At 33.4% G+C, this 21,862-nt stretch carries 21 protein-coding genes; 20 read left to right on the plus strand and 1 reads right to left on the minus strand.

Annotation, left to right across the window (positions count from 1 at the left end; translation table 11 throughout):
* Positions 1–6 precede the first annotated feature (6 nt).
* From X925_RS00465 to X925_RS00545, 17 genes are all read left to right on the plus strand, one after another.
* Complete coding sequence (locus X925_RS00465; RefSeq protein ID WP_012209175.1) at positions 7–1,029, plus strand: lytic transglycosylase domain-containing protein; 1,023 nt, start codon at positions 7–9, stop codon at positions 1,027–1,029.
* Positions 1,030–1,055: 26 nt separating this feature from the next.
* Complete coding sequence (gene fliF / locus X925_RS00470) at positions 1,056–2,606, plus strand: flagellar basal-body MS-ring/collar protein FliF (protein WP_121515196.1); 1,551 nt, start codon at positions 1,056–1,058, stop codon at positions 2,604–2,606.
* Positions 2,607–2,628: 22 nt separating this feature from the next.
* A complete protein-coding gene (gene fliG, locus X925_RS00475) occupies positions 2,629–3,645 on the plus strand; it encodes a flagellar motor switch protein FliG (RefSeq protein ID WP_121515197.1) in 1,017 nt (338 codons plus the stop codon).
* Positions 3,638–4,336, plus strand: coding sequence for a hypothetical protein (locus X925_RS00480; RefSeq protein ID WP_012209178.1), 699 nt, complete (start codon positions 3,638–3,640; stop codon positions 4,334–4,336). Before fliG ends, X925_RS00480 begins: the two co-directional genes overlap by 8 nt.
* On the plus strand, positions 4,323–5,651 hold the full coding sequence (locus X925_RS00485; RefSeq protein WP_121958832.1) for a FliI/YscN family ATPase: 1,329 nt from the start codon (positions 4,323–4,325) through the stop codon (positions 5,649–5,651). Before X925_RS00480 ends, X925_RS00485 begins: the two co-directional genes overlap by 14 nt.
* Positions 5,652–5,681: 30 nt before the next feature.
* Positions 5,682–7,043 carry a carbohydrate ABC transporter permease gene (locus X925_RS00490; RefSeq protein ID WP_121958833.1) on the plus strand — a complete coding sequence of 454 codons (1,362 nt, stop codon included), beginning with the start codon at positions 5,682–5,684 and terminating at the stop codon, positions 7,041–7,043.
* 15 nt (positions 7,044–7,058) lie between these two features.
* The gene (locus X925_RS00495; protein WP_199171448.1) at positions 7,059–9,290 is read left to right on the plus strand and encodes a carbohydrate ABC transporter permease; all 2,232 of its coding nucleotides are present in this window, start codon (positions 7,059–7,061) and stop codon (positions 9,288–9,290) included.
* A gap of 19 nt (positions 9,291–9,309) precedes the next feature.
* Positions 9,310–9,651, plus strand: coding sequence for a hypothetical protein (locus tag X925_RS00500; protein ID WP_041534112.1), 342 nt, complete (start codon positions 9,310–9,312; stop codon positions 9,649–9,651).
* A complete protein-coding gene (locus X925_RS00505) occupies positions 9,608–10,378 on the plus strand; it encodes a class I SAM-dependent methyltransferase (RefSeq protein WP_012209182.1) in 771 nt (256 codons plus the stop codon). Before X925_RS00500 ends, X925_RS00505 begins: the two co-directional genes overlap by 44 nt.
* Positions 10,375–11,286, plus strand: a complete 912-nt coding sequence (miaA, locus tag X925_RS00510; RefSeq protein ID WP_121958834.1) for a tRNA (adenosine(37)-N6)-dimethylallyltransferase MiaA — start codon at positions 10,375–10,377, stop codon at positions 11,284–11,286. The genes X925_RS00505 and miaA overlap by 4 nt, the downstream gene beginning before the upstream one ends.
* A 23-nt stretch (positions 11,287–11,309) precedes the next feature.
* Positions 11,310–11,552 (plus strand): RNA chaperone Hfq, encoded by a 243-nt coding sequence (gene hfq, locus X925_RS00515; protein WP_121515201.1) that lies wholly within the window; start codon positions 11,310–11,312, stop codon positions 11,550–11,552.
* A gap of 85 nt (positions 11,553–11,637) precedes the next feature.
* Positions 11,638–12,621 carry a M23 family metallopeptidase gene (locus X925_RS00520; protein ID WP_012209185.1) on the plus strand — a complete coding sequence of 328 codons (984 nt, stop codon included), beginning with the start codon at positions 11,638–11,640 and terminating at the stop codon, positions 12,619–12,621.
* Between the two features lie 157 nt (positions 12,622–12,778).
* The gene (metK, locus tag X925_RS00525; protein WP_121958875.1) at positions 12,779–13,975 is read left to right on the plus strand and encodes a methionine adenosyltransferase; all 1,197 of its coding nucleotides are present in this window, start codon (positions 12,779–12,781) and stop codon (positions 13,973–13,975) included.
* A 211-nt stretch (positions 13,976–14,186) separates the two neighbouring features.
* Positions 14,187–14,489, plus strand: a complete 303-nt coding sequence (gene rpsT, locus X925_RS00530) for a 30S ribosomal protein S20 (protein ID WP_012209187.1) — start codon at positions 14,187–14,189, stop codon at positions 14,487–14,489.
* 58 nt (positions 14,490–14,547) lie between these two features.
* The gene (gene trmB, locus X925_RS00535) at positions 14,548–15,492 is read left to right on the plus strand and encodes a tRNA (guanosine(46)-N7)-methyltransferase TrmB (RefSeq protein WP_158245376.1); all 945 of its coding nucleotides are present in this window, start codon (positions 14,548–14,550) and stop codon (positions 15,490–15,492) included.
* The gene (locus X925_RS00540) at positions 15,492–16,496 is read left to right on the plus strand and encodes an NAD(P)H-dependent glycerol-3-phosphate dehydrogenase (RefSeq protein WP_121958836.1); all 1,005 of its coding nucleotides are present in this window, start codon (positions 15,492–15,494) and stop codon (positions 16,494–16,496) included. The genes trmB and X925_RS00540 overlap by 1 nt, the downstream gene beginning before the upstream one ends.
* 59 nt (positions 16,497–16,555) lie before the next feature.
* Positions 16,556–17,005 (plus strand): hypothetical protein, encoded by a 450-nt coding sequence (locus X925_RS00545; RefSeq protein WP_121958837.1) that lies wholly within the window; start codon positions 16,556–16,558, stop codon positions 17,003–17,005.
* Between the two features lie 34 nt (positions 17,006–17,039).
* Here the strand turns inward: X925_RS00545 and nth are convergent, their stop codons facing one another.
* Positions 17,040–17,672: an endonuclease III gene (gene nth / locus X925_RS00550; RefSeq protein ID WP_121958838.1), complete on the minus strand. Its 633-nt coding sequence runs from the start codon at positions 17,670–17,672 to the stop codon at positions 17,040–17,042.
* A gap of 348 nt (positions 17,673–18,020) precedes the next feature.
* Between nth and X925_RS00555 the strand changes: the two genes are divergently transcribed.
* The 3 genes from X925_RS00555 to X925_RS00565 all read left to right on the plus strand — a co-directional run bounded on the left by X925_RS00555 (position 18,021) and on the right by X925_RS00565 (position 21,834).
* Positions 18,021–19,232, plus strand: a complete 1,212-nt coding sequence (locus X925_RS00555) for a CinA family nicotinamide mononucleotide deamidase-related protein (RefSeq protein WP_158245377.1) — start codon at positions 18,021–18,023, stop codon at positions 19,230–19,232.
* Positions 19,233–19,271: 39 nt separating this feature from the next.
* Positions 19,272–21,293, plus strand: coding sequence for a chemotaxis protein CheA (locus X925_RS00560; protein ID WP_012209193.1), 2,022 nt, complete (start codon positions 19,272–19,274; stop codon positions 21,291–21,293).
* A gap of 112 nt (positions 21,294–21,405) precedes the next feature.
* Positions 21,406–21,834 carry a chemotaxis protein CheW gene (locus X925_RS00565; RefSeq protein WP_121958840.1) on the plus strand — a complete coding sequence of 143 codons (429 nt, stop codon included), beginning with the start codon at positions 21,406–21,408 and terminating at the stop codon, positions 21,832–21,834.
* The last annotated feature ends 28 nt before the right edge of the window (positions 21,835–21,862 follow it).

Below are 21,862 nucleotides of genomic sequence, written 5' to 3' on the forward strand. Positions count from 1 at the left end.
GATCTTTTGAAGTCTTTTGTTTTGTTGGCAATTTTTATATTTTTGCCAATTTTGTTCTTTTCTTATTATGAAGTTTACGATTACTTTTTTATGAAACCGAATACCTATTTTGAATACAATTCTAATTCCAACGGAGAATTTGGGATTGAGTTTTATTCGATTAACAAATATCCGATAATGGATTCTAATAAATTGCTAGAAAGTGTGTGGTCTCAGCCGCGGACTTTGATAGGTGGCCAAATGGTTGTAGAATCATCTAATTATACCCATGCTATTTCATCTTCTAAAGCGATGGGGCTACTTCAATTGAAAAATCCAACTGGGGTAGATTTACACGTTTATAATTTATTTGATCCGTATGACAATTTAAAAGGCGCTTTAGAATACCATGGGTATCTTCGACGGCTTTTTGATGACGAAAGGTTGCAGATTATAGCATACCATGATGGACCTACCGCTGTTATGGCAGGGAAAGTGTCTCCTGGTGGTGAAGCATACTACGAGAAGGTAAAAAGAGCCCAACAAAATTATTCTAACTCAAAAATATATTCACCTTATTTTATAGGAGGTAGAGTATTTTATTTTCCAGAAGGTGAAGAAGACAGAATAAATACGGATTTTGAAGCCGGCCTTGCATATAGAAAATTTGAAATATACGGAAATGTTGGTTTAGAACTTCCACTAAAACAAATCCAAGAATCTGATTTTACAAATATAAAAACAGATTACGGATATACCTTTTTGTATGTGCCTAGAACGAATTTTGGCTTTGGCATAGAAGGTAAAACCGTTCCCGACGACGTTGTTTTCCGGATAGGTTTGCCGTGGCAAAACTTTATTCTTAAAGGGCCTGAAAATCCTGAGTTAATTTACAAACACGAATTAACTGATAATTGGACCACAAAAATATTAATTAATGCTGATACTTTATTGCTTTCCAGTTATTTTTCAATTTACAACTTAGACCTGTTTATGGGTTACGAAATTTACCAAACTTCTATAAATCTAGGTTTTAGATTAGCCTTTTAAAAAATGCCTCAGGAAGGGATGCCCCTATGGAAAAGTATTTGCAACAAATAAGAGACTGGTGGAAAAATCTAGAAGATAGAAAAAAACGAAACTATATAGTTTTGTTAATTACTGTCGTTGCGTTGATAGTATTCTTTTCAATATTGCTTTCAAGGAAAAATTATGAATTTTTTATTGGAGGTTTAGATCAAGCAAATGCGGGTAATATTGTAACAAAGTTGGAAGAAATGGGTGTAGAATACAAAGTAGATGATTTTGGGAATATTTACGTTGCGAATCAGAATGTGTCAGAGTTGAGAATGAGATTAGCCAGTGAGGGTTCGTTAGGTTATAATCTTCAAGGTTATGAACTTCTTCAAAATCAAGGTTTTGGAGCCACCAGTTACGATAAGCAGGTCAACTATCAGATCGCTTTGGAAGGTGAGCTGTCTAGGAGTATAGCTTCTATGGACTCGGTACAAAGTGCTCGTGTTCATTTGGTTATTCCTCCTAGAACTTACTATCAAGTTGGTGAAAGTCCAAAACCTTCTGCATCTGTTTTGTTAGTGTTGAATCCTGGGGCGAGTGTAACTTCAAGCCAAATTAAAGGGATAATTAATTTAGTTGCTGGAGCAGTTGCTGGGTTGCAACCTGAGAACATAAAAGTAGTGGACAATTTTTCGAACGATTTGAGCGCTCAGATTGCTTTGGGAGAAGATATTGGAAGTGCCGATACTAAATTTAAGTTAAAAGCTGAGATTGAGAGATATTATAAAGAAAAAGTAGAAAGCGGTTTACAATCAGTCTTTGGTTTGGGGAATGTTGTTGTGGTTCCCGAGATAGAGTTAAATTGGCAAAAAATAGAAGAAGAGCAAAGAATGGTCGAACCGGTTGTAGATGAAAATGGAATAATTTTAAGTCAACAGACTAAGACTGAACAGAGTAGTTCTTCTCCAACCTCTGGTGGTGTACCTGGTGTTGATTCCAACATCCCCCCGTATACTTATCAAACGCCTACGAGTACAGGAAATTATTACAGCAGCTCAGATGTGATAACCAACTACGATGTAAATGAGATTTATACAAGAACTATTGAAGATAAAAATGGAGAAATTTCTAATAAAAGCATAACACTTTTTATTGATTTCCAAAACAGTAAAGTAGGCGATAGTCAAGAGCTGAGGTCTCAAATTAAAACAGCTGTTGCTACAGCTATTGGCACACCTGAAGATAATATCTCTTTAGTTGATATACAGTTCAATAGGGATTTGGAAGCGATGAGAGCAGATATTGAATATCAATTACAACTCAGAAGACAAAGAATCACTAATATTGTAATTGCTATAATTGTGATCGCATTCGTTATGATGCTTGTCATCCTAATTGCGAGGGCTCGCAGAGTTAGAAAGGCTTCACAACTCGTTGAAGAAAGAAAGCGGCAATTAGAATCAAGAGTTGAAGAAGCGATGAAAGAAAGAGGTGTTGAGGTTGAAGAAGTTTCACCTGAACAAGAGAGATTTAGGGAGATTGCTGCTTTAGCGGAAAATAATCCAGATGAGGTCGCGGATATCATTAAATCTTGGCTTAAAACTCGTTAATTGTCAAAAGGGGTTGCTTTAAATGGCTGAAAAGGGTAAAGAATTAGATGGCTTAAAAAAATCCGCTATATTATTGGTACTCTTAGGTCCAGAAAGGGCAAGTAAAATATTAAAAAAGCTAGACGAAGAAGAAGTAGAACAGTTAACTTTAGAAATAGCAAATTTGGACAAGATTGATGAAAAAACAAAACAGGCAGTTATGGATGAATTTGGAGAATACATAAAAGCAAAAGATTACATCAACACTGGTGGCGTTGAATATGCAAGAAATCTTCTGGAAAAAACTTTTGGACCAGAAAAAGCCATAGATATAATAGACAGATTGGTTTCTAATTTGCAGGTTAAACCTTTTGAATTTTTAAGAAAAGTGGATGTTTCACAGATGGTTAATGTGTTACAAAATGAACATCCACAGACAGTAGCACTTATATTATGTTATCTTCCACCTCAAGCAGCTTCTCAAGTTATTTCTGAACTACCTGAATCTTTACAACTAGACGTGATAAAAAGAATTTCTACAATGGATTCTGCCAATCCGGATATCGTAAAAGAGATAGAAAGTAGGCTAAAGGATCGTCTTTCTGCCTTCACCGTTCAAACTTTTTCTCAGGTTGGCGGGATCGATATCACCGCGGAAATAATGAATAACATCGATAGAGCGGTCAGCAATAATATATTTGAAAAGCTTTCAGAAAGAGACCCCAAACTGTCGGATGAAATTAGAAGAAGAATGTTTGTTTTTGAAGATATTGTCAAGTTGGACGATAGATCAATACAAAGAATACTTCGTGAGGTAGATAGCAAGGATTTAACAATTGCATTAAAAGGTTCTAGCGAAGAAGTTAAAAATACCATCTTTAAAAACATGTCTAAAAGGGCTTCACAGATTATAAAAGAAGAATTGGATTTTATGGGACCTGTTAGAGTCAGGGATGTAGATGAGGCACAGCAGAGAATCATCAATGTAATCAGAAAACTTGAAGAGTCTGGTGAAATTATTATAGCTGGTGGCGGGGCAGGTGAAGAATTGATTGAATAAAAGAATCGTAAATAATAAATTCGTTGTTTTAGATAAAACCTTCGAATTATCCGTAGAAGAAATAGAACAAACACAATATGAAGAAAATAAAAGAGAAAAAGATAAATTAAAAGAGGCTATTGAGTCAGATGCCCAAAAAGAAGCTCAAAAGATAATTGAAAACGCAAAAATTACGAGTCAAAAAATCATTGAAAATGCAGAATTAGAAGCTAAAAGATTAAAGGAAGATCAAATTAAATACGTAGAAGAGAGGAAGAAGACGCTCGAAGAAGAACTGAAAAAGGTTAGAGCCCAAATTCAAAGGATTTCAAAAGAGTATGATATTTATATCAAAGAGTTGTCACAGCAGAGTTTAAATTTCTGTGAAAACACTATCAAGGCTGTCGTCGAAAGATATTTTAAAGAAAAGTTTGATTTTCCTCAGTGGGTAGAAATTATTTTTCAAAATTTTGAAAAGAAGCTTTCATCAATGAAAAATTCTAAAATTAAACTAAGTCCTTCTTTCAATAAAGAATACGCAAATTTAATAAGAGACAGGTTTTCTGATTTTTTTTATATAGTTGAAGACCCTTCTTTACAAGATAATCAAATAGTTTTGGAAACAGATCAAGGAATATTCGACCTAACTCCTCAAACATTTTTTGAAGATATTTTGAACATGGTGGAGGAAGCTATAAATGCAAATAAATGATTTTTCTTCATCTTTAGCTTATTTTACTGATAAATTAAAAAATAGACCTTTATTTGAACTAGAAGGTAAAATTAGTAGGATAGTAGGTGTTACTATTGAATCAATTGGTCCCAGTGTGGCTTTGGGGGATCTATGTAGGATAAAATTGAAAGATGGTTCAAAGATTTTTGCAGAAACCGTAGGTTTTTCCGATAACAAAGTGCTTTTAATGCCATTAGAGGATGTAAGTGGTATCTATGTGGGGGCGCCGGTAGAAAGAGTAGATAGTAAAATCAATGTGAAAATTAGCTCAGAACTTTTAGGACACGTGTTGGATGGTTTAGGAAGGCCTATGGATGGTTCAAAAGTAAAGAGTTACGAAAGTAAAAGTATATATAGATCTGCCCCCAACCCTCTTTTAAGAAACAGAATTAAAGAACCTTTATCTGTAGGAGTAAGGGCAATCGATGCTTTTTTAACCCTTGGTAAAGGTCAAAGAATTGGAATAATGGCAGGAAGCGGTGTAGGAAAAAGTACCTTACTGGGAATGATAGCCAGGAATACCGAAGCAGATATTAACGTCATTGGGTTGATAGGAGAGAGGGGAAGAGAAGTTAAAGATTTTATTGAAAAAGATCTTGGGGAAGAAGGATTGAAAAAATCTGTTTTGATTGTTTCAACTTCAGACTCACCTGCTCTACTAAGAGTAAAAGCTCTTTACACAGCCACCACTATCGCAGAGTATTTTAGAGATTTAGGTTACAATGTTTTAATGATGGTCGATTCAATCACTAGATGGGCTATGGCTCAAAGAGAGATTGGACTTTCCATAGGTGAACCACCAACCACCAGAGGATACACACCCAGCGTCTTTGCAAATATGCCAAAAATTTTAGAAAGAGCTGGTAACTCACAAAAAGGAAGTATGACCGCTATCTACACCGTACTGGTTGAAGCCGATGATATGAACGATCCAATTGGTGACGCTGTAAGAAGTATAGTCGATGGTCATATTGTTCTTTCAAGAAGCCTCGCAGATTCTTCGCATTATCCCCCAATAGATATCCTTTCCAGTGTAAGTAGGTTGATGAAAGAAGTAGTAGATGAAAAACACCTTAAAGCAGCAATGTTTATTAGAGATATTTACGCAAGTTATATGAATTCCAAGGATTTAATCGAAGTTGGTGCGTATAAGAAGGGAAGCAATAAAAAAGTAGATATTGCTTTGGAAGAAATAGAAAATATAAATAATTTTTTAACACAGAGAATAGAAGAAAAAGCGCCTTTTGAACAAACGTTGAAAAAGTTAGTCGAAATATACCAAAGGTACAACTAGATTTAACTAAACAGCGGGAGGCAGAAAATATTGTTAAAAGCGGAATACGCCATCATTTTTTATGTTTTATTGATCGTCTTATCCTTGCTTTTAGTCAGAATGTTTTCGAAAAGATATTTAAAACCTGTTAAGTACAGGAAAGTTAAAGAAAGCATTTCAGCTTATTTGTATTTATTACCTTCTTTTGTGATTCTAGGGATATTTGTTTTTTGGCCTATTTTTTATTCTTTCTATCTGAGTTTTTTTAAGTGGGATTTCCAAAATCAAGGTAATCCAATTTTCATTGGGTTTCAGAATTATATAGAATTATTTAAGTTAAATCAACCTGTGAATATAACATTCAACGAAGCATTTTTCAATACACTTCTAATCTTTATGACCGCTATTTTTATCATTCATTTGATCTTTGACCTAAAAAAGATAAAAACCCCTCGGCAAAAATATTTAATTGTTTGTATGAGTATATTGGGAATAATTTCTTTGTTAACTATTAATTCAATACAGTATCTTAATGTAGTGAGCGCCTTAGTTCTCGTTGTGGTTTACACGATTTTATTATCTTTACACTTTGCCGATCAAATGTCCAATAAAATTTTTCTTCGAATAATCACGTTCATCGGATTATGGATAGCCTTTTACTCGTTGGGAGTCCCCGAAATTATAAGGTTTTTGAGCTTAGCAAAGGAACAGTCATTGTTCATCAAAGCAATATGGAATACGACTTATTATGTTCTACTTTCCACGCCTATTACTATTCTGTTTGCTTTGTTAATAGCCTTATTGTTGAATAGAAAATTATATGGCAAGACTTTTTTTAGAACGGTTTATTTTATTCCTTTTGTAACAAGTGTAGTGGCAATTTCTCTAGTTTGGCAATGGATATTCAACGACAATGGTTTATTAAATTATATTTTAACTCAAATAGGTTTTTCAAAAACTCCATGGCTTAAAGATCAGAAGTTTACGATTCCTACCGTTGCCATAATATCTATATGGAAAATGGTAGGATATTACGCGATCATCTTTTTGGCAGGCCTGCAAAATATTGATAAAGCTTACTACGAAGCTGCTGAAGTTGATGGAGCCACACCTTTTCAAAAATTTCAGTTTATCACCTTACCTTTATTGTCTCCCACAACTTACTTTATAATCATAGTTGCTATGATCGGGGCATTTAAAGTCTTCGATGAGATTTTCATACTCTATGTAGGTATGCCTGGACCTTACAACAACAGTGGGATGACAATGGTTTACTATGTGTATGATATGTTCTACGTTCAACAAAGGATGGGAAGAGCTAGTGCTGCTGCTTACGTACTTTTTGGGATTATTCTATTGTTTACAATCCTTCAGATGAGAAGTAGCAGAAGTAGAATACATTATGAATCCTAAAGGAGGAAATTATACTTGAATTATTCAAAGTTTATTAAAACACTTTGGACTTTGATAGTTTACTTATTGTTAGCAGGTGGCGCCATAGTTATGCTCTTGCCTTTTGCATGGATGATAATGACCTCTTTGAAAACAAGTAGTGAAATCAACATGTGGCCTCCAACATGGACAACAAAAAATTTTCAGAGTGAATGGGGTTTAAATTTAAAATTAACCCCTTCAAAGCCTTCCCCACGGACAGGCTTAAGTTTAGCTGAATTTAGAACTTTATCAGCCCAAGAGAGTTACAACCCTTACAAAATGGTCTATGAAATAGACGGGGACTATGTAAGCAGGGGAAGGGTACAACTCTCTTTTAACGAGATAAATTATACAGATCAAGCAAGTGTCGATTATATGATGTCTGATATCTACGATTATATTTCAAATATTGAATTAAGAGAAGATTTATCAAGCTTATTTGCTGTAGAAGATTATTCTCTTGAAACGTTTGAAAGTATTTATTTTACTCTTTTTTCCCAAGAAGATGGTTATTTTAAACAGACCACTACTATAAGAAGGATACAACAAAGTATAAGCAAAGTTCAGAATTTTATAGATATAACGCTCGAAAGAACTATCAACATCTTGCCGTATTTTAGAACGAACCCAAATATGACAGAAAGTCAAATAGAAAGTATTACAAGAAGTAAAGAAATATTTTCAGATTATTTGGGAACGATAAAATTGAAAGCCGACGAATTGAATTCAAAATTGTCTTCTTATCCAGCAGAATTGAGAATAATTAGCCAAAGTGAGGTAGAACAATTAATCAATTTACTTGCCGATTTTTTATCGGAGATTCAAACTTTTGAAGATGAAATCCTATCTAACACCAATACTTTGATTCAAAGAAATATTTACGAACCCATTATGAAAGATATCAACACTTTAACTTTCTTTATGTATTTTAACGAAAAATATGGTGAGGAACAAAATATAACATTTGAAGATGTAAACATAATATTTGACGTTCCTACGAAAGAAACAAAGTATCAGAATATCATCGAAGGTATCCAGCAAACAGCATATCCAGAGTCATTTAAACAAATTGTGATTTCATTGGCTGACGAGAAAAATATTGAGAATTTGAATCAAGAAGTCGTTTCATATCTTGAGAACGATTTCGTAAATGATGTAAGTAATTCTTTAATAGATGACCCTAGAAACCTTTCAATATACACAAACATTATTAGAACTTTATCGCAGAACCAGGCTAATCTTGAGCAAGCTAAGACGGTACTCTCAGAATCTGATTACAATTTTTTAATAGAACACATTCAAGGTAAGGAAGAAGAGTTTGGGAGGATATTGGAAAAAAGGGCAGAATATGATAAAATATTAAAAGATTTCGATAGGTTTTTCATTGATACGATCTCCAAAGCAACTATTGTAAGCGCACCGGCGTTTGTTGATAAAATTTTGTACAAAAACAATTCAAATATTGAATTGTATACAGTAAATGTACCGTCGATCTGGTTGCTTGATGATGTACCTTCTGGAAAGGTTGAATATTCTTTTAATCAGGTATTAGGTAATATTTTTCAAAATTATGTGGACGCATGGAACGGAGCTCCATTTTCTCGGTACTACATAAATACGGTTTTCGTTTCTCTGGTTACCACTGTTTTAGAAATAATATTCGCCTCGATGGCTGCTTTTGCATTTTCAAAACTTAATTTTTGGGGAAAGGATTTTATTTTTATAACTTTTTTAGCGACTATGATGATACCAGGAGAGGTTTTGTTAGTACCCAATTATATAACTATTAGTAAATTTTCTTGGATAGACAGTTACTATGCTCTGATCGTTCCGTGGGTGATTAGTGTTTTTGCTATATTTTTGATCAGGCAGCAGTTTATGACGGTACCCAACGAGTTATGGGACGCAGCTAAGATAGACGGATCTTCAAGTTGGCGATTTTTATGGACCGTGATGGTTCCTCTTAGTAGACCTGCGATTTTAACTGGGGCGCTACTAAAATTTGTAGGGAGTTGGAACGCCTTTTTATGGGTTTTGATCGTCACTAAAAGTCCTGAAATGAGAACACTTTCAGTGGGATTACAAAATTTTAGAACCGACGCGGGAGAGATTTACAATCTTTTAATGGCGGCATCCACTTTTACTATGATACCTATAGTGATATTGTTTATATTCTTGCAAAGATATTTCATAGAAGGTATCGCAAGAACCGGTTTGAAAGGATAACATAAGGTTCAGTTGGGAAGTGAGAGCAATTCCATTTATTGAGTTAGATAGTAGTAAAAATAAGAAAAAGCAGGTGCTCGATCGTAAAAAACCAAATATTTCTAACATTTTGCGACTGTTATTATTAAGCGCTTTGATATTTATATTGGGGTTCGTTTCTTTCCAAATATATAGACAAATAGATTTGTATTACAACTTAAAAGATCAATACAATGAAATCGAAAAAAGAAAAAAAGAACTGAATGATGAAATTTTGAAGAGAAACCAAATCCTTTTGGACTTAAAAAATAGATTAGCTGATAAAGGAGTTATAATTGATGGTGAAGAATTCCACCAAATGGATCTTTACAACTTCCCATAAGCCAAATAAAAAACAAGTAGAAAAAGCGTTGCAATTAGCCAACAAATACGGTGGTGTTTACTTAGAAAGAAATAAGCTCCGAATGAACGAAGGGGATTTTTATTTTGTAATAGATAAGAAGCTATCGCTGAACTTTCAATGGGAGGATGGAAAATTATTTTTCCATCCTTCTGTTTCCAAAATAAGGTTAAACAATTATTTAAAAAATGGAATCGATCATTTAATAAACGCAGTATCTCCGAAGAAAAACGATATTATACTTGATTTAACCCTTGGCCTTGGAAGTGATGCCTTACTACTGTCATATTTTTGTGAAAAAGTAGTGGGCTTAGAGGCTTCTTTTCCTATATATGCGGTTGTTGCAGAGAATATAACAAACTATGACTACAAAGAAAATTGGATGAAAGAAGCTTCAAAAAAAATCGAAGTGATCAATTCTGATTATAAAATTTTTTTAGACGAGCAAAAAGAAGGAAGTTACGATGTTGTTTATTGTGATCCTATGTTCGAGAATCCTCAATACAAATCAAGCTCTATCAATCCTTTAAGGAAGTTTGCCCGATACGATAAAATAACACGAGAAGATTTAGAAAAGATGATTAAAATTGCTAAGAAAAAAGTAGTAATCAAAGCACGTTCTAACGACAGTGTATGGGATTTATACAGTTTCGATAAAAAAATCGGAAGTAAAAAAAGTGGAGTATTTTTCGGAGTGATTGAAAAGTGAATAAAGTTTTAGTTATAGCAGGTCCTACGGCTGTTGGAAAAACAGAAATATCCATTGAGATAGCCAGAAGAATTAATGGTGAAATAATTTGTATGGATTCGAGACAAATTTATAGCCATCTTATAATTGGTACCGCTATGCCTGATGAAGAAACAAAAAAATTGGTCCCACATCACTTGTATGGTTCAGTAGATCCACGGACCCATTTTACAGCTTTTGATTATAAAAAATTGGCAGAGAAAAAAATCGGTGAAGTACTAAATAGAGGAAATACACCAGTTTTAGTCGGCGGGACAGGCCTATACCTTGATGCTCTGAGGAAAGGTTTTTTGAATGTAAAATCCGACTATGGTTTAAGGACTTATTTAAGAAAATTAGAAACAAATAATCCTGGTGTTTTAAGAAAGATTTTGGTAGATTTGGATCCACAAAGAGCTCAAAAGATTCATCCAAACGACTTGAAAAGGATCATTAGAGCCATAGAGATTTATGTTATAACAGGTATAAAAATGGGTGAAATTGTAAAAGAAAATAGGCAAGACGAAAATTCTTTTGATTACCATATAATAGTACTAGATAGAGAAAGGCAAGAATTGCACGAAAGGATTAACAAAAGAGTTCATCAAATGATCGATGAAGGTTTGATAGAAGAGGTGCGAAATCTCTTGTCTTTAGGATATTCTACAACTCTTAACGCTTTAAACACCATAGGTTATAAAGAAGTGGTACAATATTTATATGGGAAAATCGATTTTAATGAAATGGTTCACCAAATAAAAGTAAACACTCGTAACTATGCCAGAAGACAGATAATATACTTTCGTAAGATAGAAGGTGCAAAGTGGATCAATTTGAGTAAAACAAGTCAAGAAGAGGTAGTAGATCAAATATTAAGTGAATTTATTTAATTTCTTGTGCGAGGGGTGATAACATGGCAGAAAAGTTCAATTTACAAGACCGATTTTTGAATATTTTGAGGATTAACAAGATAGAAGTAAAAATCTATTTAGAAGGGGGATTTCAAACAAGTGGAGTGGTGAGATCTTTTGATGATTATACTGTTTTGTTGGAAAAAAACGGTGAACAATCACTGGTTTATAAACATGCCGTAAAAATGATGGTACCTTCGAAATATATTAAACTTTTCCAAGAACCACCGTCTAAAGATGAGTAGAAAGAAAAACTACCCCCATTTAAGAAGGGGTAGTTTTCTAGTATTTTTACAAAATAATGTTATGAAAATGTTGGAGGGAATTAATTTGAAAAAAACTTTTTTGATATTTTTGTATATACTAATATTTTCTGTTTTTTCCATTTCTCAACTATTTCAGCCACCTATAAAAAACTCATACATAACAGCTTCCTTTGGTGAATACAGAGATACTGGCGTGGATCCGCATTTTCATTTAGGAGTAGATTTTTCTACTTTTAACAGAAAGGGAGAGACTGTTTATGCGGCAGCTGAAGGTTCTCTATATAAGATATGGCTAAATGATCCTCTCTACGGTAATGCAATATTTTTATACCATGAAGACTCCGATTTAATTAGTGGTTATGCCCACTTAAGTGTTTTCTCTGATAAAATATCTAAATATACCCAATTAGTTCAAAACGAGTTTGGAAATCAAAAGATAGAAATTATATTTCCTAAAGATGAAATTCCAATAAACTTAAATGAGATTATAGCCTATTCAGGAGATACAGGGGAAGCTATTGCTCCACACCTACATTTTGAGGTTTTAAAACAAACCGGAGATGAATTCGTCAATTACGATCCCCTTGAGTTTTTAGAATATCATGAACAAAGGGATAAATCTTTGGAATTAATGAACATTAGATCCAATAATAAGTATTTTGAGGTTACAGAAAATGGAGAAACCGTTGTAGAGTACACAGGTAACTACCCCCGGATAGACATTAGAGTAAGAGAAAAATTAGGAAATAACTCCACTATTCTTCCTAAAAAAGTATCGATGTATATCAATGGGATTTTAACTTATAAGTTGGATTTTAGTCAGATCAAAGAATCCGAAATATATAAAGCCGATGCTGTATTTGGATATGGTTCTACATCTTCCATATATTGGTTGAAAATGTACTCTGATGAATATTTATCTCCAATAGTTATCAATGACTTTTCTGCATTTTCATATGGAACATCTACGACATTAAATGGAGAAATCGTTTTAGAAGACATATGGGGTAACGAAAAAGTTTATAAATTGAAATTCATAAAACCATAGGAAATGTTAATTCTATTTTTAAAATTTAACAATGTAAGAGTTTTATTCACTTGAGAAATTTGATTTTTTTGATATAATATAGCTCGTGGAATTCTAAAGATAATCTGTAATCCGTCGAAAAACTCGAAGAAATTAAGGAGGCTAAAAAGTGAAAAAAATGCTCTTTACCAGTGAAAGTGTAACTGAAGGTCACCCAGATAAAATCTGTGATCAAATTTCTGATACTATACTTGATGCTATACTGGAAAAAGAACCTGAAGAAAATAAGATGAATGCCCGATGTGCTGTGGAAACTTTGGTGACAAGGGGGCTAGTTGTAGTTACAGGTGAAGTTAGAACCTCGGCATATATAGATGTTCCAACGCTTGTCAGGAATACTATTTTAGATATAGGTTATAACAGAGCTAAATTTGGATTTGATGGCGAAACATGCGCTGTAATTACTTCTATTGAAGAGCAATCACCTGATATAGCCCTAGGGGTTGACAGATCCTTCGAAGTTAAATCAAAAGAAAAGGAAGATCCTTTTGAGAAGATAGGAGCAGGAGACCAGGGCATTATGTTTGGATATGCCACAAACGAAACTGATGCTTATATGCCTTTACCTATTCTATTAGCTCACAGACTTGCAAAAAGATTGGCTGATGTTCGAAAATCTAATACTTTAGATTTTTTAAGGCCTGATGGTAAAACCCAAGTAACGGTAGAATACGATGAAAATAATAACCCGGTGGGCGTTGAAACTGTACTTATTTCTGCTCAGCATTCTCCTGATATAAATAGACAAGAGTTAGAAGAAGCAATAAAAGAACATGTAATAACCCCGGTGATACCCGAAAATCTTTTTACAAAAAACACAAAAATTCTTGTCAATCCTACAGGAAGATTTGTGATTGGAGGTCCTCAAGCTGATACAGGTCTCACAGGAAGGAAGATAATCGTTGATACATATGGTGGCTGGGCACCACACGGTGGAGGAGCCTTTTCAGGAAAAGATCCTACCAAAGTAGATAGATCCGCTACTTATATGGCAAGATATGTAGCCAAAAATTTGGTGGCAAGCGGGGCTGCAGATGAAGTTTTAATTCAACTGTCTTACGCCATTGGTGTTGCTCAACCTGTTTCAATAAATATTGACACAAAAGGTACTGCAAAAGTCGACGAAGAAAAGATATATAAAGTTGTAAAAGAGATTTTTGATTTTAGGCCTGCCGCTATAATTAGTAACTTAAATCTTTTACAACCTATTTACCAAAAGACTGCTGCTTACGGACATTTCGGGAGAAAAGATGTAGAATTTCCCTGGGAGAGATTGGATAAAGTTAAGGAATTGAAAGCAGCATTAGGTTTGTAATTTAGTTTGCTGTAGTATGCAAACTATGTTTTTTTGCCGTTTTATGCAAAAAACTATGATTTTGAACTTGGGGATCTTAAGGGGCTTGCCCCTTAACGTACGGGCAAAGGGGCGCTAAAGCAGGTTTTAGAAATAAATAACTTTCAAAAAAGATTTTGATTTTAAAAGGGTTACAGGACGAATAATAAAAGTTGAGGAGGTATTTAAAAAATTGCCAAATAAAAAATCAGCAGAAAAAAGGGTTAGACAATCAGAACAAAGAAGACAAAAAAATCGCGGATATCAAAAGAGGATCAAGGAAATTTCTAAGGAAATAGACAAGAAAATACATGAAAATGCCGAAAGAGAAGAATTGATGCAGTTATTAAGCAAGTCTTTTAAAATTATTGACACTGCGAAATCACATGGTGCTGTACATAAAAATTACGCAGCAAGGAAAAAATCGAAATTACATTTAAAGGTTAAAAAATATTTAGGCGAAATGGCACCAGAAAGTTCACCAGTAAACGAGTGATCCATAAATTTTATAATCAAAAAGATTATAACCCCCTTTTTTGGGAGGTATTGAAATTTTGAATTCGTATTCTTTTTTACAAAAGTATCAAATAAATACAAAAGATGTAAAAAGTTATCCTATCGAATGGAATAAGGTTTTTGGAAACAGTAATAAGTTAATAGTAGAAATTGGATTCGGTGGTGGAGAGTTTTTAGTAAATTTAGCTAAAGAGAACAACAAGTATAATTATATAGGAATAGAAACATCCCTAACTTCTTGTAGCAAAATAAAAAGCAAAATCTTTCAAAATAATTTAAACAACATACAAATAATTCTTGAAGATGCAAAATTCGCTCTTAGGGAATTTTTTTGTGATAACTCTGTTAATAAAGTAATAGTTAATTTCCCATGCCCATGGCCAAAAAGCAAACATTCAAAAAACCGTCTTTTTGACGAAAAATTCATAGACACATTATCGTCGGTATTAGAAGTAGATGGTGAATTAACTTTAACAACCGACGATTTTGTCTATGCTTCTGATGTTGAAGAAAAATTCACAAGCAACGGATGCTTTGAAGTAAAAAATATTGCCGAAGTTCAGCAATTGCCATTCAAAACTAGATATGAAAAAAAATGGGAAAGTGAAGGTAGAAAAAAGTATTTATTAATAGCACGAAAAAGGTTCAAAAAAAACATAAAAAGATTGCTAGAAGGGGAATTAGATTTGCCTCATGAGAAAATTAAGAAAGTAGATTTTGATAAATTACAATCTCTGGTTGGACTAAAAAAATCCAGTAGTGACATGGTTATAGTTATAAAAGATGTCTACACTAAAATAGATGGTTCGGAATATTTAGTGAAGGTTTATTCTGAAGACGAGGGGTATATTCAAAGTTACTTTGTGAATGTCATCAGAATGAGAGAAGGATGGTTAGTAAAACTAGACGATATAGCAAAAGCTTACAGAACCCCTTCTGTTAAAGAAGCTGTGAATACAATCGCCAAGGAGCTGGAAAATTAATGCCTCATATAACGGTTTTGGGTGCGGGTAGTTGGGGAACCGCTATATCGAAGCATTTAGTCGATAATAATCAAAAAGTAACAATTTGGGATAGAGATAAAAAACTCTTACAAGAAATAAAAGAAGGACGCAATCCCCGATATCTGCCTACCCTAAAACTTCCATCAAATGATATTAATGTTGAAGGGGATATAAATGAAAGCTTAACTAATGCACAAATTGTAATTTTAGCCGTCCCTGTTCAACATATATCAGAGGTATTAAGCAAAATTCACAAGAGCTCTCTTATAAATAAAGAGGTTATTTTTGTCAATCTATCAAAAGGTATAGAAATTAACAACCGAAAAATACCAAGTAAAATTTTTGAGGAATACCTATCAGGATTTAATTATTGTACTCTTAGCGGTCCAAGTCATGCGGAAGAAGTAGCAGAAAATGTACCTACATCAGTTGTAATTGGTGGTATAGATGATCAGGTCAACAAATATATACAGGAAATTTTTAGCAGTGAAACTTTTAGGGTGTATACTAACAATGATTTGATAGGAGTAGAAATCAGTGGTGCTATAAAAAATATATATGCAATAGGTGCGGGTATAATAGATGGATTTGGGAAATGGGATAACACAAAAGCTGCCCTAATTACCCGATCTTTGGTTGAAATTATTAGGTATGGAACGTATTATGGAGGAAAGAAAGAAACGTTCATGGGGTTAGCGGGAATTGGAGATCTTGTTGTAACATGCACTAGCTCACATAGCAGGAATCGGTACGTTGGAGAAATGCTTTCAAAAGGTATGAGTCTAAAAACAATATTGGAACAGATGGTTATGGTAGCAGAAGGCGTTTACACGGCTAAAGCTGTGTATAACGACGCAAAGGAAAAAGAAATTGAAATGCCCATAGCTTCAAAAATCTATCAAGTATTATATGAAGGTGTAGATCCTAAAACGGCTATTTACGAATTAATGACAAGGGATTTGAAATCTGAATTTTTTAATTGAACGATATTATGGTATAATTAAATATAAAAGTTAAATTTTAAGTTTAAGGAGGCATTCGAATGCAAGTTTCTTTGGATCAGCTTTTACAAGCATTAATGATACGTTTGGAAAGTTTAGAGATATCTTTAGAAGATTTAAAATTTAGAACAAATGTGGCTTTGAGGTTAATCAAGAAAAATGACCTTTTGGATGAAGACAAGGTAAAAGAATCTGTGAAAGAAGAATTAAGTGCTTTAAATGAACTAAGTGAAGATAAGATGGATTTGAGCGATGAAAGAATTGAAGAGATCTCAAAAGGAATAACACAATGGATCGATAATGACTTAGATAGTTTAAGGAAAAGAATGGCAGACTACCAGGAAAAAATGAAACAGCTACTTGAGCAAGAGGAAGCTGCAGGTAATATCAGTATAGCGCCCCCCGAACTTTTAAACCAACTAGAAAGAGCAGGCATTGCAAAGAATCAAAAAGAAAAAGGTAAGAATAGAGGAAATATAATCATGCCCTAAGGTTTGATTTTAAAAAATAAGAGCCGGTATCAGTTTACCGGCTTTTGTTTTTATATATTTGTTTTGCAGGGCAGACTTCATTCAAAAAACATTCGTCGCACTTTGGAGAAATTGGCTTACAAATCTTTTGACCAAAATTCACCATTGAACCATTCAGAGGTCCCCATAATTCAGATGGGATAATTTTTTTCAATTGTTCTTCAGTTTCTTCAGGTGTCTTTGTTTTCACCCAACCGAGTCGATTAGATATTCTATGTACGTGCGTGTCAACTGCAAGTGCTTCTTTACCAAAAGACACGTACAAAACTATATTAGCGGTTTTTCTTCCCACTCCAGGAAGCTCAATCAACTCTTCTAATTCATCAGGTACTTTCCCATTATACTTTTCAATTAAAATTTTAGAAATATTAATAATTCTTTCTGATTTTTGTTTGTACATACCTGCTGGCTTGATTAGATCGTATAGGTCCTGCGGATTCAATTTAGAAATCTCAAAAACATTTGTGTAGCGAGAAAAAAGTGATTTAGAAGCTTTTTCAGTATTTTCATCTTTTGTTCTTTGAGAAAGCACCGTTTCAATTAAAACCTTAAAAGGATCCGTTTCAGAGTTACTACGTGGAAACATATTTATGATCTTTTCTGCTTCTTTTTTTATATCTCTCTGCATGTCTACTCCTTTTATCATAAAGTTTTTGGGAACTTTTTAAAAAGCCTGACAGCTTGGATCTTGTTTGTTTTAGCGCCCCTTCGCCCCGCTCCCCACCCGTTTTGCTGATTTGTGCAAAAATCTTTATTAAAATGAACATTGGTTTTGGGGGTTTGGGTTTGGTGGTCTCCCAAACCATGCTTTTTAATTACTTCTTTACATTTAAAAGGGTTCGGGGGTTTGGGGGCTTGCTCCCAATGTGTAATGATAGCACAAAAAATATTAAAATTAGAAAATTGTGAAAATAAGAAAAAAATTGTGGTAAAATATATTGATTTAGTTTAGATAAAACATATTGGAGTGACAAAATTGAAGTCTTGTATAATTGCGACGGGTAATGAATTAACGGAAGGTATAATATTGGACAAAAACTCAAAATACCTTGCCGAAAAGCTCAAATCTGTTGGATATGATACTTTAAAAATAACGAATGTAAAAGATGATTTATCTTTGATAAAGTTATCCATTGAAGAATCGTTAGAGATGTGTGATATAATATTTCTAACAGGTGGTTTGGGACCAACACAAGACGATTTGACAGTTCAAGCTGTTTCTGAAAGTTGTAATATAGATATTGTATTTAATGAAGAATTATTTGAGAAAATAAAAAAGTATTATTACAACAAAACCGGGAAATACTTAAGTATCCTAAAAAAACAAAGCTACGTTTTAAAAAATGCTGAGATACTTCAAAATCCTGTAGGAAGTGCACCAGGACAAAAAGTTCATTTTAACGGTCACACTATTTATTTACTGCCAGGACCTTATAATGAGATGAAAACAATCTTTGATACGCATATATATGATGAATTAAAAAGTAATATGAAAAACGATCATGTGGAATATTCACTTTACTTTTATGGCTTAACAGAAGCTGAGTTAATGCAAGAAGTTTCAGTCATCTTGAAAAATTTTGATTACTCTACAAAAATAGAAGAATACATAGGTCCCAGTTTAAGAATTAGAATGCAAAAAAATGACGATTTTGAACCCATATTAGAAAAGATATTGTCTCAATTTAGTAGGTATTTTATTGGTTTTAAAAGTTTAGAAATTACTTTATTTGATGTATTATTGAAGTCTTCAAAAACACTTTCTTTTGCGGAGTCATGTACTGGAGGGATGCTCTCAGATACATTGGTATCCATTCCAGGTGCTTCTAATGTGTTTAAAGGTTCATTGGTAACGTATTCTAATGAATCAAAAGTAAGATTATTGGACGTCAAAAAAGAAACCATAGAAAAATTTGGAGCTGTTAGTGAAGAAACCGTCAAAGAAATGGCATATGGTTTGAAGAAAATCATGGAAAGTGATATCTGTGTGTCTGTTAGTGGCATAGCAGGGCCAAGCTTAGGAAGTGAACAAAAACCAGTTGGGACAGTTTGGTATGGTTTTCTCATTAACGAAGATTTTGTTGCCCTAAAAAATGTTTTTACAGGGGATAGGGATGAAATTCGAAAAAGAGCCACGTATTTTGCTTTTTGGAATATTTTAGATTTGGTTCGAAAACGATATCTTTAGAAAATAGTGTAGAATAGCTTGAAATAGGAGGGGATAGAATTGTCGAATTACGATGTATATTTAAATGTTTTTTTAGAGGAATCTAAAGAAAATATTCAAGAACTTAACGACCTTCTACTTGAACTTGAAAAAGATAAAAGTAACTTAGAAATAATAAATAATATTTTCAGAGTAATCCATACCTTAAAGGGTATGGCAGGGACAATGGAGTTTGACACGTTGGCTAAATTTTCCCACAAATTGGAAAATGTGTTAGATTCATTAAGAAATAAAAATATTGATTTAACTGATGATCTGATGGATTTTTTATTTAAAGCTTCTGATGCATTAGAAGAAAGTATTTCAGATATAGAACAAGGTGGAAATGGCGGTATAGAAAAGTTGGAAAAACTTTTGGATAAAATTAACTCTTATGTGGAGTCAACAGGTTCGTCTAAATCGGCCAAGTATAAAGCAACCGGAAAAGAAGAAAATCTAGTCAAACAAAATAATGAAATATATTCTAAAATGGGCGAAGAAACTAAAGAGCTTTTAGAGAATGTTTTTAAAAAAGCCAAAGAAAATAATCTGAACTTTTTAATTTTGAAGGTTATTTTAGAAGATGGCGTTCAGTTAAAGCAGGCAAGAGCTTACGCAATACACCACAAATTAGAAGATAATGGCTGTGAGATAGTTTATACTTACCCCAGTGTCGAAGAGATAGAAAAAGAAAATTTTGATAAAGAGTTAATTTTTGGGATCGTTACCTCCAAAAGTATTGGAGAAATAGCAGAACTCGTTAATAAAGTTGCCGAAGTAGAATCAGTTTATGTGGATGAATTTTCAGCGAATAACCTTTTTGGATCAAAAGAAGAGAATAAAGATGAGGAAGAAGGGTCAAAAGAAGAGGGCATAGAGAATAACAAAAAAGAAGTTAAGCTTTCAAGGAGTATAAGAGTAGATATAAATAAATTGGATGATTTGATGAATTTAATGGCAGAACTCGTTATAGCACGAAGTAGAATTATTGAAACTTTAAGTAAGTACGATGTAAAAGAAGTAGATGAAAGTTTAACTCAGCTTTCAAGGATAACCTTAGATCTTCAAAATGTTGTCATGAAAATTAGAATGGTTCCTGTCGCATTCGTCTTCAATCGGTTTCCAAGGCTTGTACGGGATCTTGCAAAAGAATTGGGTAAAAAAGTGAACTTTGTAATTCAAGGAGAAGAGACAGAATTAGATAGAACAGTTGTTGATGAAATAGGAGAACCCTTAGTTCATTTATTAAGAAACTCTTTGGATCATGGTATTGAAGGTCCTCACGAACGATTAGCCAAAGGTAAACCTGAAACTGGGACTTTGAAGTTATCAGCCAGACATGAAGGAAATGGAGTTATCATAGAAGTCGAAGATGATGGGAAAGGGTTTGATGTAAATGAAATACTCCGAACAGCTATAAATAAGGGGTTGATTAGTTCATCAGAAGCATCAAAATTAAGCGAAGAGGAGATATACAATTTTGTCTTTTTACCAGGTTTTTCTACTAAAACAGTTTCTACGGAATTATCAGGTAGAGGGGTTGGAATGGATGTAGTTAAAAGTACAATAGAAAGTTTAAAGGGTAATATTTCTTTGGAAACAAAAAAAGGAAAAGGCACAAAGATAAGTATAAGGTTACCTCTTACCTTGGCAATTATCGAAGCCCTTCTAATAACTGTAAATGAGCAAGTATATGCCATACCTATTGCTAACATTGATACAACTCAAAGACTGAGTGATGGCGAGCTAAAAATTGTTCAAGGTCAAGAAGTTTTCCTTTTGCGAGGGGAAGTAATGCCTGTAGTACGTTTAAGAAAGTTATTTGGTTATGAAAAGAAAAAAGATTCTTCAAGCGAGTATATTATTATTGTCAAATTAGGGAACAAAAAATATGGTGTTGTTGTAGATAGATTATTAGGCCAAGACGATATAGTTATCAAATCCTTGGGGTCTTTGCTGAAAGATGTTAAAGAATTTAGCGGTGGAGCAATTTTAGGAGATGGAAGAATTGCTCTAATATTAGATGTGGCTTCTCTAATATAACAAATTTAATAGACATTATTGTGAGGCGGGCTGCGGGGCGAAGGGGTGCAAAAGCAAGTTTTATATTTTCGAAAGTGTTATCAATAGTTGTAAAAGAGGGGGAAATAAATATATGATGGAAGACGTTCTTTCTTTCAAAATTGTGGATCAAGAATATGCTTTACCAATAGAGAATATAGAAAGTGTTGTTGATAAGACTGATGTAACACCCGTTCCAAATTCAAAATACTTCGTAGTTGGTTTAATCAATTTACGAGGAAGAATAGTTCCTGTTATCGAATTAACTAAGATTTTAGGTATTGAAGTTCCAGAAGACCACATTTATCAAAATATTCTTGTTTTAAAAATAAACGAAGAGGAAATAGGAATGTATGTAGATGAAGTTGAAAACGTTCTTTCCATAGATCCTGAAAAGTTGGAAAAATTTCAATCAAAAGAGTCAGTTTATTCGGATAAAGTTAAAGGTGTTATAAAGATAGAAAATAGGTTGATAGTATATTTAGATTTAGAAAGTGTCTTAGAGGCTGAGTTAGAAAAGTAAAAAATTTAATGTCTTCGGAGGTGTTTTA

It is taken from the genome of Petrotoga sp. 9T1HF07.CasAA.8.2, from assembly GCF_002895585.1.
Lineage (GTDB): Bacteria > Thermotogota > Thermotogae > Petrotogales > Petrotogaceae > Petrotoga > Petrotoga mobilis.